Genomic DNA, 14,357 nt, shown 5'->3' on the forward strand with positions numbered 1-14,357 from the left:
GCGGCACCCGTCACGGGTGCCGCCCCTCCGGCATGGGGACGCGCCTGGGAAATGTGCCGTGCGCCACTGAGGCGGCCCGTGGAAGGATGGGCCAAACGTCACGAAACCGAGGAGTTGACCGGGTGCCTGGCACGAACCTGACCCGTGAAGAGGCTCAGCAGCGGGCGGCGCTGCTGACCGTGGACGCGTACGAGGTCGAACTCGACCTCTCCGGTGCGCAGGAGGGCGGCACCTACCGGTCCGTCACCACCGTCCGCTTCGATTCCGCCGAGGCCAACGCCTCGACCTTCATCGACCTCGTCGCCCCCGCGGTCCACGAGGTCGTCCTGAACGGGCACTCGCTGGACGTCGCCGCCGTCTTCCGCGACGCGCGGATCGCACTGGCCCATCTCGTCCAGGGCCGCAACGAGCTCAAGGTCGTCGCCGACTGCGCGTACACCAACACCGGTGAGGGCCTGCACCGCTTCGTCGACCCGGTCGACGACCAGGCCTATCTGTACACGCAGTTCGAGGTCCCGGACGCGCGCCGCGTCTTCGCCTCGTTCGAGCAGCCCGACCTGAAGGCGACCTTCCAGTTCACCGTGAAGGCGCCCGCGGGCTGGAAGGTCATCTCCAACAGCCCCACCCCGGAGCCCAAGGACGACATCTGGGTCTTCGAGCCCACGCCCCGCATCTCCACGTACATCACCGCGCTGATCGTCGGCCCGTACCACTCGGTGCACTCGACGTACGAGAAGGACGGCCAGACCGTCCCGCTGGGCATTTACTGCCGGCCGTCGCTCGCCGAGTTCCTCGACGCCGACCACATCTTCGACGTCACGCGCCAGGGCTTCGACTGGTTCCAGGAGAAGTTCGCGTACGACTACCCGTTCGCGAAGTACGACCAGCTCTTCGTGCCGGAGTTCAACGCGGGCGCGATGGAGAACGCCGGCGCGGTCACCATCCGCGACCAGTACGTCTTCCGCTCGAAGGTGACGGACGCGGCGTACGAGCGGCGCGCCGAGACCATCCTGCACGAGCTCGCCCACATGTGGTTCGGCGACCTCGTCACCATGGAGTGGTGGAACGACCTGTGGCTGAACGAGTCGTTCGCCACCTACACCTCGGTCGCCTGCCAGGCCTCCGTGACCGGCACCCGTTGGCCGGGCGCCTGGACGACCTTCGCCAACGCGGAGAAGACCTGGGCCTACCGCCAGGACCAGCTGCCGTCGACGCACCCGATCATGGCCGAGATCAACGACCTGGAGGACGTGCTCGTCAACTTCGACGGGATCACGTACGCCAAGGGCGCGAGCGTCCTGAAGCAGCTCGTCGCCTACGTCGGCCAGGACGAGTTCTTCAAGGGCGTGCAGGCCTACTTCCAGGCGCACGCCTTCGGCAACACCCGCCTCTCCGACCTGCTCGGCGCCCTGGAGGAGACCTCGGGACGCGACCTCAAGACCTGGTCGAAGGCGTGGCTGGAGACGGCCGGCATCAACATCCTCCGCCCGGAGATCGAGACCGACGAGAGCGGTGCCATCACCTCCTTCGCCGTCCGGCAGGAGGCCCCCGCGCTGCCCGCCGGCGCCAAGGGCGAAGCGGTCCTCCGTCCGCACCGCATCGCGATCGGCTTCTACGACCTGGACGAGGCCGGCAAGCTGGTCCGCACCGAGCGCCTCGAACTCGACATCGCGGCCGCCGAGCTGACCCCGGTGCCGGCGCTGGAGGGCAAGGCCCGTCCGGCGGTCGTCCTCCTCAACGACGACGACCTGTCGTACGCCAAGGTCCGCCTCGACGAGGTGTCCCTGCAGAACGTCACGGCGCACCTCGGTGACTTCGCCGAGTCGCTGCCGCGCGCCCTGTGCTGGGCCTCGGCCTGGGACATGACCCGCGACGGCGAGCTGGCCACCCGCGACTACCTGGAGCTCGTGCTCTCCGGTGTCGCCAAGGAGTCCGACATCGGCGTGGTCCAGTCGCTCCAGGGCCAGGTCAAGGCGGCCATCGACCTGTACGCGGCGCCGGAGTGGCGCGAGGCCGGGCTGACCCGCTGGACCGAGGCCACGCTCGCCCACCTCCAGTCGGCCGAGCCGGGCAGCGACCACCAGCTGGCCTGGGCGCGTGCCTTCGCCGCGACCGCCCGCACCCCGCAGCAGCTCGACCTGCTCGCCGCGCTCCTGGAGGGCCGGGAGACGATCGAGGGCCTGGCCGTCGACACCGAGCTGCGCTGGGCCTTCGTCCAGCGGCTCGCGGCGACCGGTGTCTACGACGAGCCGGAGATCGCCGGCGAGCTGGAGCGCGACCGTACGGCGGCGGGCGAGCGGCACGCGGCGACCGCGCGCGCGGCCCGTCCGTCGGAGGCGGCGAAGGCGGAGGCCTGGGCCTCGGTCGTCGAGGACGACAAGCTGGCGAACGCGGTGCAGGAGGCCGTCATCGGCGGCTTCGTGCAGTCCGACCAGCGCGAGCTGCTCGCCCCGTACACGGCGAAGTACTTCGCGTCGATCAAGAACGTCTCGGAGACCCGCAGCCACGAGATGATCCAGCAGATCGTGGTCGGTCTCTACCCGACGCTCCAGGTCTCGCAGGAGACCCTCGACGCGACGGACGCGTGGATCGCCGAGCACGACCCGGCCCCGGCGCTGCGCCGTCTGGTGACGGAGTGCCGCGCGGGCGTGGAGCGCGCGCTCAGGGCCCGGGCGGCGGACGCGGCCGCGGCGGTCTGACCCCGCTGATCAGGTACGGAGAAGGGGCGCCTCCCCCGTGGGGCGCCCCTTCTCCGTGTCCGAGGTCCGCCCGGCGGGCGGGCGCGTCGGCGCGCTGCCGCGCCGCCGGGCGGAGGCCTCTGCCGCGGTGTCAGCCGCCGAGCGCCGTGAACCGGGCGCGCAGATCGGCCGCGCCCCGCTCCGTCAGGGTGCCGTGCAGCCGCATCCGGGCGACGCCGCCGTCGGGGAAGGCGTCGAGGCGGACGTGGGTGACGACGGCCCGGGCGGGGAGCTTGAAGCGGTGGAGGGTGTCGGGCTGGAGCCTGGTCCTGGGGATGATCTCGAACCACTCGCCCGTGTCGCCGTTGCGGCCCTGGAGGGCGATCCAGCCGGCCGAGTTGCCCTTGAGGTAGGCGGTGTCGATCTCGACGGCGCGGACGGCGCCCTGCGCGGCGAGCCGGAACCGCACCCAGTCGTTGGTGCCGCGCACCCGGCGGCGGCGGTTCTCCCAGCCGTCGTCCATCTTGCGGGAGGTGCCGGGCAGGATGATCTGGGTCGGCGAGGAGTAGAACCGGTCCGAGGCGTCCTCGTACGAGCCTCCGTTGAGTACGGAGATCAGGTCGAGGGTGCCGAGCAGCTCCAGCCACTCGGGGTCGGGCACGACCTCGCCGTGGACGCGGAGGCGGGCGATGCCTCCGTCGGGGTGCTGGCAGACCCGGACGTGGGTCCAGCGGCGTTCGGCGCCGATCGTGAAGCCGTTGGCGGCGTGACCGCGGACGGGCGTCGGCGGCACCAGCTCCTCCCAGGGGGCGTCCAGCAGCTCCTCGGGGCCGGGCGAGCCGTCGACGGAGGTGGCCTGGACGCTCACGCGCTGCGGGTAGTTGCCGCGGAAGTGGGCGGTGTCGACGACGATCCCGCGGATCACGCCGGGGGCGCCGAGCCGGACGATCGCCCAGTCGTGCTCCTCGGGGGCGGGGAAGACGTGCGCGGCGTCGGTGCCACGGCGGCGGCGGGTCTCCCAGCCGTCCATGATCTTGCCCTTGTGGCCGAAGTGCTCGGGGTCGAAGACGGCCCGCTCGCGGACGAGGAGGTTCTCGCGCTCCGCGAAGAACTCGTCGTTCGCGGCGACGACACCGGCGCCGAGCCGGCGGTCGGCGAGGTCGACCAGTTCGCTGAAGGGGAAGTCACCGCCGCGGTAGTCGGCGTACGGGTCGCCGCCGGAGTAGGGGGCGGCGTCGTTGGCGTGCGGGTCCTGGGTCGCGTCGGGGCTGCTCATGCCTCCGACTCTCCTCCCCCGCCAACCACCGGTCCATCGAATGTTTTCGACGGTCCTTTTCAGTTCTGCTGAACGGTCTCGCGGGCGGCGGCGGCCTGCCTCAGCGCCGCGAGCACCCGCGCCACCGCCGGGCCCTCCTCCGCCCCGCGCCGTACCGCCGCGACGACATGGCGGCGCGGCTGGTCGGCGGCGAGGACGCGCATGACGACACCGGCGCCGCCCCTGCGCTCGGCCGAGGCCATCCGGGGGACGAGGGCGATGCCCATCCCGGCCTCGACCATGGCGAGGATCGCGGTCCAGCCCGAGGCGCTGTGGGCCTGCTCGGGGACGAAGCCGGCGGCCTCGCAGGCGGCCGTGGTGATCTCGGACCAGGGTCCCGAGCCGCCGAAGATCCACGGTTCGGCCGCGAGGTCCGCGAGCCGCAGGCCGGGGGCGTCGGCGCGGGGGTGGTCCGCGGGCAGCGCGACGTCGAGCGGATCGGCGAGCAGGGGCAGCCGGCTGAACTTGGGGTCGCGCGCGGAGGGGGCGTGGGCGGCGAGCGAGAGCGCCAGGTCGACGTCGCCGGCCGAGAGCAGTTCGTACGCCTCGGCCGCCTCGGCCTCCCGGATCCGGACGTCGAGCCCGGGGTGGGCGGTCCGCAACTGGCGTACGGCGGGAACGAGAAGCGCGGGCACCGACGTGGAGAACGCCGCCACCCGCACCTGTCCCGCCTCGCCCCGCAGATAGCCGTCGAGCTCGGCGTCGGCCCGCTCCAGCTGGGCGAAGACCACCTCCGCGTGCCGCAGCACCAGATGGGCGGCGTCGGTGAGCCTGACCCGGCGGCCCTGGGCCTCCAGGAGCCGTACACCGAGCTGTTTCGCGAGGTTGGTGAGTTGCTGCGACACGGCCGAGGGGGTCATGAGCAGCGCCTCCGCGGTCGCGGTGACGGTGCCGCGGTCGCGGAGGGTGCGGAGGATCTGGAGCTTCTTGATGTCCCACTCGGTCATGGGGCGCAACCTATCCGGCCTTCCGCTTCCCGGTGGCGGAGGCCAGCGCCACCCCGCCGAGGATGAGCGCCATGCACGCGATCCCGAGGACACCGAGCCGTTCGCCGAGCAGCGCGTACGAGAGGAGGGCGACGCAGACGGGCTGGAGGTAGTAGACGACGCCGGCGCGGGCCGCGCCGACGAGGGCGATCGCCTTGTTCCAGGCGAGGAAGGCGACGGCGGAGGAGAGGACCCCGACGTACAGCAGGGGGCCGACGGTCCCGGTACCGACGGTGAACCCGCCCTGGACGGCGAGGGAGACGGCGTACAGGGGGGCGAGCATCAGCGCGCCGAGCAGGAAGGTGGTGAGGAGGAAGGCGAGTGCGTCGATCTCGGCGGGCTTGCGCTTGAGCAGGGCGCTGTACGAGGCGAAGGAGAGGGCCGCGGCGAACATCCACAGGTCGCCGGCGGAGAGGTCCACGGCGAGCGTGCCCTTGCCGACGAGGAGGAGCACGCCCAGGGCGGCGGTCAGCATGCCGAGGACGCGCCGGGCGCCGAGGCGTTCGCCGCCGAGCCGGGCGTAGAGGGCCATGAGCACCGGGGCGGCGGCCATGATCATGCCCATGTTGGAGGCGGAGGTGGTCAGCCCGGCCTGGTGCACGAGGGTGTTGTAGAGGGCGACGCCGAACAGCGAGGCGAGGGCGACGAAGCCGAGGTGGCGGCGGATCGTCCGCCACTGCCGCAGGAACGGGCGGGCGGCGAACGGCGCGACGGCGAGCAGCGCGATGATCCAGCGCCAGAACACGGCCTGGACGGGCGGGACGCTGTCGGCCATGGCGCGGGTGGCGACGAAGCTGCCGGACCAGACGACGGTGGCGAGCAGGGCGAGGAGCACGCCGAGACCGGCGCCCCGCTTTCTCGCGGGCGCCGGCTTCTCGGTGGGGGCGGGAGGGGGGCCGGGGGTGGAGGTGGTCGGGTGACGGGCGGTGGTCAGGTTCATGCCGCCTACCGTCGCACCCCAGAAACCTCCAGGTCCATCGAAACTTCCTGACGGTTCTGTTCAGCTGTGCTGAACGATGCGCGGGACACCCGAGTGACCTCCTTCGGGGTACGGGATCCCGTCTGGCCGGCCAGGGTGGCGCCGAAGGCGATCGCCATGCCGAGCACCTGCACCGGGCCGAGCGCCTGGCCGAGCGCCGCCCAGCCGATGATCGCGGCGGTGATCGGCGAGAGCGGGCCGAGGAGGGTGACCGAGGAGGCGCTGAGCCGCTCGATGCCGCGGAACCAGAGGAAGTAGGAGACCGCGGTGTTGCCGAAGGCGAGGTAGGCGTAGCCGGCCAGGTGGGTGCCGGTGAGGGCGGGCGGGGCGCCCTCGATCAGGAAGGCGACCGGCAGGATGATCAGCCCGCCCGCGGTGAGCTGCCAGCCGGTGAGCGCGAGGGCTCCGACGCCTTCGGGGCGGCCCCAGCGCTTGGTGAGGACGACGCCGGCCGACATCGAGAGGGCCGAGAGCAGTCCGGCGGCGACGCCCACGAGGTCGAGGGCGGCCCCCGCCTTGAGGACCACGAGGCTGACGCCGAAGGCGGCGGCGACGGCGGCGACCAGGGACTTCACGGTGGGCCTCTCCCCCAGGAGGAGGGTGGCGAGGCCGACGACGAAGAGCGGGCCGACGGAGCCGACGACGGCGGCGACACCGCCGGGGAGGCGGTAGGCGGCGAGGAAGAGCAGCGGGAAGAAGGCGCCGATGTTGAGCGCCCCGAGGACTGCGGACTTCCACCACCAGGCGCCCTTCGGGAGCGTGCGGGTGAGCGTCAGGAGCAGGAGTCCGGCGGGCAGGGCGCGCATGAGGCCGGTGAAGAGCGGCCGGTCGGGCGGCAGGAACTCCGTGGTGACGAAGAAGGTGGAGCCCCAGGAGATCGGGGCGAGGGCGGTGAGCGCGACGACGGCTGCCTTGCGGGACATGACGGTTTTCCCCCTCGATGCGGATGCCGGACCGGACGTGACTGGCTTGGCGGTAATTAACTTACCACTAAGCTACTTGCTTGCAAGTGACTTAGTTGCGATCGAGGAAGAAGGAAGGGAAGACTGGGTCCATGGACACGCAGAGCCCCGCCCACGACGCCGTCGACGCCATCACCGACCAGTGGGCGGCCGTCCGCCCCGACCTGGACACCGTCCCCATGGCGGTCTTCGGGCGGATCTACCGGCTGGCCGCCGCCATGCGCGGCAAGGTGGACAAGGCGTACGCGCCCTACGGCATGGCACTCGGGGAGTTCGACGTGCTCGCGACGCTGCGGCGGTCCGGGGAGCCGTACACGCTCTCACCGCGCGAGCTGACCGCCACGCTGATGATCACCACCGGGGGGATGACCGGCCGGCTCGACAAGCTGGAGAAGGCCGGGCTGCTCACCCGCAGCCCCGACCCGAACGACCGGCGCGGACTGCGGGTCACCCTCAGCGAGCGCGGCAAGGAGCTGGTGGACCAGGCCGTCGGGGCCGGCCTCGCGGAGCAGCGGGCGGCCCTGGAGGGCGCGCTCACCGACGAGGAGGCGGAGCAGCTGGCCGGGCTGCTGCGCAAGCTGCTCGCGAGCACCGCCGTGTGACGCACCACCGCGCGGAAGGGTCACGCACGCACGCGAGGGCGCCGCACGGTACGTCGTACCGTGCGGCGCCCTCGCGGAGCGGACGAGGAGGCGGTCAGGCCTTCTTGGACTTGTCGAGCACCATCACGAGGCCGCAGATCACCAGGAACAGCACCAGCGGGGCGGCCACGAACAGACCGAGGGTCTCGATGACCTCCAGCTTGGGGGCCGGGTCGTCGCCGTCGTCGCGGGTGAGCGCGAGCGCGGGGGACGACATGAGCAGCATCATCAGCGTCGTACCGGCCGCGAGCGAGCCGGCGCGCAGAGCGTTCTTCTTGTCCACGGTGCAAACGTAGCGAACTCCTAAACGGGCCGCGCGGCCGGGGGTGCCGTACGGGCGTCGGGGACGGCCGCCGGGACGTCCGGGGCCGCCGTACGGGCGTGCAGCTCGCGCAGCAGGGCGTGCGCCCGGGGCGAGGCGGCCAGCTGCTCCAGGGTGAGCGGCTGCCCGTCCGGCCCCGCGAGCGGCAGCCGCCAGTTGGGGTACTCGTCCCAGGTCCCCGGCAGGTTCTGCGGTCTGCGGTCCCCCACCGCGTCCGGCAGCCACACCCCCACCATGCGGGCCGGCGTGCCGAGCAGGAACCGGTGGACCGCCCTGATCTCGGCCTCCTCGTCCCCCGGGCCCTCGGGGAGCAGCCCCAGCCGCTGGAACCAACCCAGCCACTCCGCGGTGTCGGCCCGGTCCGTCGCCCGCTCGCGCTCCAGGTCGCCGCCGAGCAGACCGAGGCGGTGGCGGAGCGTGACGTGGTCGCCGGAGAGCCGGGCGGCCGTCGGCGGGAGGTCGTGGGTGGTGGCCGTGGCCACGCTTTCGGCGCGCCACGCGTCCTGGGGCAGCGGGCGGCCGGTGCCCGCCCAGTCCCGCTCGAACCAGAGCACGGAGGTGCCGAACACGCCGCTCCGGGCCAGGTCCTCCCGTACGCCCGGCTCGACCGTGCCGAGGTCCTCGCCGATCACGAGGGCCCCCGCGCGATGCGCTTCGAGGACGAGGACGGCGAGCATCGCCTCGGCGTCGTACCGGACGTACGTGCCCTCGGTGGGCTCGCGGCCCTCCGGCACCCACCAGAGCCGGAACAGGCCCATCACATGGTCGATGCGCAGCGCGCCCGCGTGGCGCAGGAGTTCCTGGAGGAGCCCCCGGTACGGGGCGTAGCCCGCGGCGGCCAGGGCGTCGGGGCGCCATGGGGGCAGGCCCCAGTCCTGGCCGCGGGAGTTGAAGGCGTCGGGCGGCGCGCCGACCGACATGCCGGCCGCGAAGGCCTCCTGCTGGGCCCAGGTGTCCGAGCCCTCGGGGTGGACGCCGACGGCCAGGTCGTGGACGATCCCGACCTCCATCCCGGCCTCGCGGGCGGCCGCGGCGGCGGCGGCCAGCTGCCGGTCCGTCAGCCAGGCGAGCCGGCAGTGGAAGTCGACCCGGGCGGCGAGGGCGGGGTCCTCGCACACGGCGCCCTCGGCCGCGCGCGGATCGCGCAGTTCCTCGGGCCAGTCGCGCCAGTGGTGGCCGTGCCGCTCGGCGAGGGCCTGATAGGTGGCGTGGTCCTCCAGGGCGCGGCCCCGCGCGGCGAGGAAGTCGTGGAAGTCGGCGCGCCGCCCGGGACCGAGCTCCACGCTCTCGACGACGACCTCCAGGGCCCGCCGCTTGAGCTCCCAGACCGCGTCCCGGTCGATCGTCGCGCCCTTGCCGAGGACCCGTTCCCGCAGTTCGGCCGCCTCGGCGAGGATCCGGTCGAGCTCCTCCCGGCGCTCGGGGCCGACCAGGGCGTACTCGGGGATCTCCTCGATCCGCAGATGGACGGGGTCCGGGAAGCGGCGCGAGGAGGGGCGGTAGGGGGACGGGTCGCTGGGCGCGCCGGGCACGCCCGCGTGGAGCGGGTTGACCTGGACGAAGCCGGCGCCGTGGGTGCGGCCCGCCCAGGTGACGAGCTCCCGCAGGTCCCCGAGGTCGCCCATGCCCCAGGAGCGGTGGGAGAGCAGCGAGTAGAGCTGGACGAGGAGGCCGTACGCGCGGCGCCCGGGTCCGGGCACGCGCGCGGGGCTCACGATCAGGGTGCAGGTGGCCTCGCGCCCGTCGGGGGCCTGCGCCTCGACCGTGTGGACGCCGAGGGGCAGCCGCTCCCAGTCCTCGCCGGTGACGACGGCGCCGTCCTCGGTGGTGACCCGGAGCCGGGTGCCGGGCGGCAGGCAGCCGGGCGGGCGCGCGGGCTCCCCGCCCCGCCGCAGGACCAGCGTCGGGGGCAGCAGGCGCTCCCTTTCGGCCCGGTCCGCCGCGTCGAGAGCGGCGGTGACCGCTTCCGGCGTGGACGCGTCGACGCCGAGGGCGCCGAGGACGGCCACCACGGTCGTGTCCGGCACGGACACGGTGACGCCTTCGGAGGGGCTGTACGCGGTGGCGACGCCGTGAAGGGCGGCGAGACGGGCCAGGGTCACTTCACACTCCGGGGGACTCCGTGCCGCCCGCGCTGCCGGGGGCGGTGGGTTCGCTGGTGAGGGGGGCCGCCTCGGTCAGGGGCGGTTCGCTGGTGAGGGGGGCGGCGTCGGGGAGGGGCGGTTCGCTGGTGAGCGGTTCGCCGGCGGGGGCCGGCTGCTCCGGCAGCCGTATCCGTCCGAGGTGGGGGGCGGTGGGGGTCACGGGGGTCTCCCGGTTTCGTCTCGACAGGTGGACCAGGGGTAACGACTGAGCCCTACCCACCGCACCTCGTTTTACCGGCGGGAAACGACGAAGTGACGTCACCTCGCCGACGGCTCGCCGGGCAAAGGCGACACATCGGCCACGCACATTGACACCTCAGTACGACGGGTGGTGGGCTCGTGACCGACTCGTGACCAAACCGGCGGAGCGGCCGGCCCTGCCGAAGGGAGACCCCGTGCACCTCGGGCGCAGGAAGCGCACCGCGACGGCCGTGGCCGCCGCCGTCATCGGCGGCCTCCTCGGCGGCGTGGTGCCGGGCTCGGCCCAGGCGACCCCGAAGGCGCCCCTGGCCCCGACGGCACCCCTCACCCCACTGGCCCCTCTGGCCCCGGCGGCCCTCCGCGCCCCGGCGGCACCCCTCGTCCCCGTGGCTCCGCCGGCGCCGACCGCGTCGTCGGCCGAGCCGGCGGCCGGCGCGTTCCCCGCCGTCTGGCCCCGGCCGCAGTCCCTGACCGCCGCCGGGCCCGCCGTGCGCCTCGGGGACGAGGTGACGCTCGTCACGGACGACGACGCCGATCCGTACGCCCTCGCCGCGCTGCGCGAGCTGCTGCGGGCCGCCGGGGTCCGGACCGTCCACACCGGACTCCCGGGCCGCGGGCCCGTCGTCCGGGCGTCGGGCCACTCGGGCGAGGCCGCCGAGGCGGCGCTGACCGCCCTGCGCGTGCCCGACCGGCTCGACCTGCCGCGCGGCGGCTACCGGCTCGCCACGGGCCGCCTCCAGGGCCGGGACACGGTCGTCCTCGACGGGGTGGGCGAGGACGGCCTGTTCCACGCCGTGCAGACGCTGCGTCAGCTCCTCGGCACCGGACGGCAGGTCCCCGGGGTCGTCGTGCGCGACTGGCCCGGCACGGCCGAGCGCGGGATCACCGAGGGCTTCTACGGCCGCCCCTGGACCACCGAGCAGCGGCTCGCCCAGCTCGACTTCCTCGGCCGGACCAAGCAGAACCGCTATCTGTACGCGCCCGGCGACGACCCGTACCGCGGGGTGCAGTGGCGCGAGCCCTACCCGGCCGCGCAGCAGGACGAGTTCCGCGCGCTCGCCGAGCGGGCCCGCGCCCGGCACGTGACGCTCGGCTGGGCGGTGGCGCCCGCCCAGTCCATGTGCCTGTCGTCGGCCGCCGACCTGAAGGCCCTGACGGGGAAGCTCGACGCCATGCGGGAGCTCGGGGTGCGCGCCTTCCAGCTCCAGTTCCAGGACGCCTCGTACGACGAGTGGCACTGCGACCGGGACGCCGACACCTTCGGCCGCGGCCCCGAGGCCGCGGCCGCCGCCCACGCGCGCGTGGCGAACGCGGTCGCCCGCCACCTCGCCGAACGGCACCCGGACGCCGAGCCGCTGACCGTGATGCCGACGGAGTACTACCAGGACGGCACGACCGCGTACCGCACGAAGCTCGCCGAGGCGCTCGACGCGGACGTGCGGGTGGCGTGGACGGGCGTCGGCGTCGTGCCGCGCACGATCACCGGCGGCGAACTGGCCGGGGCGCGCGGCGCCCTGCGCCACCCGCTGGTCACCATGGACAACTACCCGGTCAACGACTACGCGCAGGACCGGCTGTTCCTCGGCCCCGCCACGGGCCGGGACCCGGGCGTGGCCGCCGGGTCCGCCGCCTTCCTCGCCCATGCCATGGAGCAGCCCGCGGCCTCCCGCATCCCGCTGTTCACCGCCGCCGACTACGCCTGGAACCCGCGCGGCTACCGGCCCCAGGAGTCCTGGCGGGCGGCCGTCGACGACCTGGCCGGCCCCGAGCCGGCCGCCCGCGAGGCGCTGCGGGCCCTCGCCGGGAACGGCGCCTCCTCCGTCCTCGACCCGGCGGCCGAATCGGCCTATCTGAAGCCGCTCCTGACGGCGTTCTGGGCCTCCCGCGGGGGTGACGCCGCGGTCGGGAGGCGGGCGGCGGAGCGGCTGCGGGCCGCGTTCACGGTGATGCGCGAGGCCCCCGGACGGCTGACGGAGACCGCCGACGGCACCTTCGACGACGAGACCGGCCCCTGGCTTGACCAGCTCTCCCGGTACGGCCTGGCGGGCGAGACGGCCGTCGACATGCTGACGGCCCAGACGGCGGGCGACGGTGCGGCGGCCTGGCGGGCGCAGCTGCGCCTCGAAGGGCTGCGGAAGGAGTTGGAGGCGAGCCGGGTGACGGTCGGGGCAGGGGTGCTCGACCCGTTCCTCACGCGCGCGGTGGACCGGGCGGCGGCCTGGACCGGCGCCGACCGGACCCCGGCGGCCGCCCCCGACCGGGCCCCCGGCTCGTACACCGTGCGGCTCGACCGGGCCCGGCCCGTGGAGGCGCTGACGGTGATGACCGAACCGGCCACGGCGGCCGCCGGGAGGACGGACGCGCGCGTGGAGGCGTACGTCTCCGGCGAGGGCTGGCGGCCGCTCGGCCCGCTGTCGGCCTCCGGCTGGACGCAGGCCGAGCTCAAGGGCCTCAAGGCCGAGGCGCTGCGGGTGGTGTGGAGCGGCGAGGGGCCGGCTCCCGAGGTGCGCTCCCTGGTGCCGTGGTTCGCGGACGGCCCGCGGGCGGGCCTCGACCTGGCCCGGACGGAGACGGACGCGGAGATCGGCGGTCCGGCCCAGCGGGTGGACGTGGAGCTGTCGGGCCGCCGCGCCGGTGAGGTGCGCGGGCCGCTGGCGGCGAAGGCCCCGAAGGGGATCACGGTCCGGCTGCCGAAGCAGGCGGCGGTGGAGCGCGGCGCGCGGACGACCGTCCCGCTGGAGGTGTCGGTGGCTCCGGACGCGCCCGCGGGCGCGTACCGCGTTCCGGTGTCGTTCGCGGGCGAGGAGCGGGTCCTGACCGTGCGAGCCTTCCCCCGTACGGCGGGCCCGGACCTGGCGCGGACGGCGACGGCCTCCTCGTCGGGCGACGAGACGGCGGACTTCCCGGCGTCCTCGGCCGTGGACGGCGATCCGGCGACCCGCTGGTCCTCCCCGGCGGAGGACGGCGCCTGGTGGCAGCTGGAGCTGCCCGCGCCGGCCCGGATAGGGCAGGTGGTGCTGCACTGGCAGGACGCGTACGCCTCGCGGTACCGGGTCCAGGTCTCGGCCGACGGGCGGGTCTGGCGTACGGCGGCGACGGTCGCGGCCGGCCGGGGCGGCCGGGAGTCGGTCCGGATGGACGCGGCGGACACGCGCTTCCTGCGGGTGCAGGGTGAGACGCGGGCGACCCGGTACGGCTACTCGCTCTGGTCGGTGGAGACCTACGCCGTGGCCCCGCCCGAGAAGCCGGCCGGCCCCGTCGGGAAGCCGGCTCCGGCCGAGGGGACGCCGCCCGCGGACACGCCGAAGACCCCGCCCGCGGAGACGCCGGTGGCCCCGGACAGGCCCGGGGACGCGGAGACCGCGCCCGCGGACACGCCGGAGGAGCGGCCCGCCCCCTGAGGGGCGCGCCGCTCCCGAGCCGTACCGCGTCCGCGTCCGCGTCCGGGACGGGCGGGGGGGGAAGCCCGCCTCCGCCCGACTCCGCCCGCCTCCGTACGCGAAAGGCCCGGCTCAACCCGTCGTCAGCGCCCTCACGGGGGCGTCGGCGACGGAGTCGATCCGGGCCATCACGTCCTCGGCGCCGTACGGCTGGAGGTACGGCAGCCAGCGGGGGTCCCGGTGTCCGGTCCCGATGATCCGCCAGGCGAGGCCGGTCGGCGGCGCGGGTTGGTGGCGCAGCCGCCAGCCGATCTCGCGCAGGTGCCGGTCGGCCTTGACGTGGTTGCAGCGGCGGCAGGCCGCCACCACGTTGTCCCAGGCGTGCGTGCCCCCGCGGCTGCGGGGGATGACGTGGTCGACGCTGGTCGCGACGGCCCCGCAGTACATGCACCGCCCGCCGTCACGGGCGAAGAGGGCTCTGCGGGTCAAGGGAACGGGCCCCCGGTAGGGGACCCGCACGAAGCGCTTCAGTCGCACCACGCTGGGCGCGGGGACGACTTGGGTCTCGCTGTGCAGGAAGGCGCCGGATTCCTCGAGGCAGAGAGCCTTGTTCTCCAGTACGAGGACGAGTGCGCGGCGGAGCGGTACGACGCCGAGCGGCTCGTACGACGCGTTGAGGACCAGGACATGCGGCACGGATGCCTCCTATGACGCCGGCGGCGCGTGGCTCGCGCCGGGACGAACTGCTC

General features: G+C 74.4%; 11 protein-coding genes. 3 read left to right on the forward strand and 8 right to left on the reverse strand.

Features of this window, described 5'->3' with window-relative positions; genetic code table 11:
• Positions 1-122 precede the first annotated feature (122 nt).
• Entirely contained in the window at positions 123-2,699 is a 2,577-nt protein-coding gene (gene pepN, locus AMK29_RS03915) for an aminopeptidase N (protein WP_073807441.1), read from the forward strand.
• Between the two features lie 130 nt (positions 2,700-2,829).
• Here the strand turns inward: pepN and alc are convergent, their stop codons facing one another.
• From alc to AMK29_RS03935, 4 genes are read right to left on the reverse strand one after another with little or no spacing between them, the layout of a single operon-like run.
• A complete protein-coding gene (gene alc / locus AMK29_RS03920) occupies positions 2,830-3,954 on the reverse strand; it encodes an allantoicase (RefSeq protein WP_073807443.1) in 1,125 nt (374 codons plus the stop codon).
• 59 nt (positions 3,955-4,013) lie between these two features.
• Positions 4,014-4,940, reverse strand: coding sequence for a LysR family transcriptional regulator (locus AMK29_RS03925; protein ID WP_073807445.1), 927 nt, complete (start codon positions 4,938-4,940; stop codon positions 4,014-4,016).
• 10 nt (positions 4,941-4,950) lie between these two features.
• On the reverse strand, positions 4,951-5,919 hold the full coding sequence (locus AMK29_RS03930; protein WP_073807447.1) for a DMT family transporter: 969 nt from the start codon (positions 5,917-5,919) through the stop codon (positions 4,951-4,953).
• 5 nt (positions 5,920-5,924) lie between these two features.
• Entirely contained in the window at positions 5,925-6,881 is a 957-nt protein-coding gene (locus tag AMK29_RS03935; RefSeq protein ID WP_073807449.1) for an EamA family transporter, read from the reverse strand.
• Between the two features lie 131 nt (positions 6,882-7,012).
• Between AMK29_RS03935 and AMK29_RS03940 the strand changes: the two genes are divergently transcribed.
• Positions 7,013-7,522: a MarR family winged helix-turn-helix transcriptional regulator gene (locus AMK29_RS03940; RefSeq protein WP_073807451.1), complete on the forward strand. Its 510-nt coding sequence runs from the start codon at positions 7,013-7,015 to the stop codon at positions 7,520-7,522.
• A 94-nt stretch (positions 7,523-7,616) separates the two neighbouring features.
• On the opposite strand, the gene AMK29_RS03945 is transcribed toward AMK29_RS03940, so the two are convergent.
• From AMK29_RS03945 to AMK29_RS03955, 3 genes are read right to left on the reverse strand one after another with little or no spacing between them, the layout of a single operon-like run.
• Entirely contained in the window at positions 7,617-7,844 is a 228-nt protein-coding gene (locus AMK29_RS03945; protein WP_073807454.1) for a hypothetical protein, read from the reverse strand.
• Between the two features lie 20 nt (positions 7,845-7,864).
• Positions 7,865-9,985 (reverse strand): 4-alpha-glucanotransferase, encoded by a 2,121-nt coding sequence (malQ, locus tag AMK29_RS03950; protein WP_073807456.1) that lies wholly within the window; start codon positions 9,983-9,985, stop codon positions 7,865-7,867.
• A 1-nt stretch (position 9,986) separates the two neighbouring features.
• The gene (locus AMK29_RS03955; RefSeq protein ID WP_382618192.1) at positions 9,987-10,223 is read right to left on the reverse strand and encodes a hypothetical protein; all 237 of its coding nucleotides are present in this window, start codon (positions 10,221-10,223) and stop codon (positions 9,987-9,989) included.
• A 199-nt stretch (positions 10,224-10,422) separates the two neighbouring features.
• Between AMK29_RS03955 and AMK29_RS03960 the strand changes: the two genes are divergently transcribed.
• Positions 10,423-13,629, forward strand: coding sequence for a beta-N-acetylglucosaminidase domain-containing protein (locus AMK29_RS03960; RefSeq protein WP_073807461.1), 3,207 nt, complete (start codon positions 10,423-10,425; stop codon positions 13,627-13,629).
• Positions 13,630-13,740: 111 nt separating this feature from the next.
• Here the strand turns inward: AMK29_RS03960 and AMK29_RS03965 are convergent, their stop codons facing one another.
• Positions 13,741-14,304 carry an HNH endonuclease gene (locus tag AMK29_RS03965; protein WP_073807464.1) on the reverse strand — a complete coding sequence of 188 codons (564 nt, stop codon included), beginning with the start codon at positions 14,302-14,304 and terminating at the stop codon, positions 13,741-13,743.
• Positions 14,305-14,357 lie beyond the last annotated feature (53 nt).

This window comes from Streptomyces sp. CB02261 (assembly GCF_001905665.1).
Taxonomy (GTDB): Bacteria; Actinomycetota; Actinomycetes; order Streptomycetales; family Streptomycetaceae; genus Streptomyces.

Excerpts from the sequence above, each read along its gene's own strand:
- alc (WP_073807443.1), bottom strand. The coding sequence starts at position 3,954 with ATGAGCAGCCCCGACGCGACCCAGGACCCGCACGCCAACGACGCCGCC.
- AMK29_RS03925 (WP_073807445.1), bottom strand. The coding sequence starts at position 4,940 with ATGACCGAGTGGGACATCAAGAAGCTCCAGATCCTCCGCACCCTCCGC.
- AMK29_RS03930 (WP_073807447.1), bottom strand. The coding sequence starts at position 5,919 with ATGAACCTGACCACCGCCCGTCACCCGACCACCTCCACCCCCGGCCCC.
- AMK29_RS03935 (WP_073807449.1), bottom strand. The coding sequence starts at position 6,881 with ATGTCCCGCAAGGCAGCCGTCGTCGCGCTCACCGCCCTCGCCCCGATC.
- AMK29_RS03940 (WP_073807451.1), top strand. The coding sequence starts at position 7,013 with ATGGACACGCAGAGCCCCGCCCACGACGCCGTCGACGCCATCACCGAC.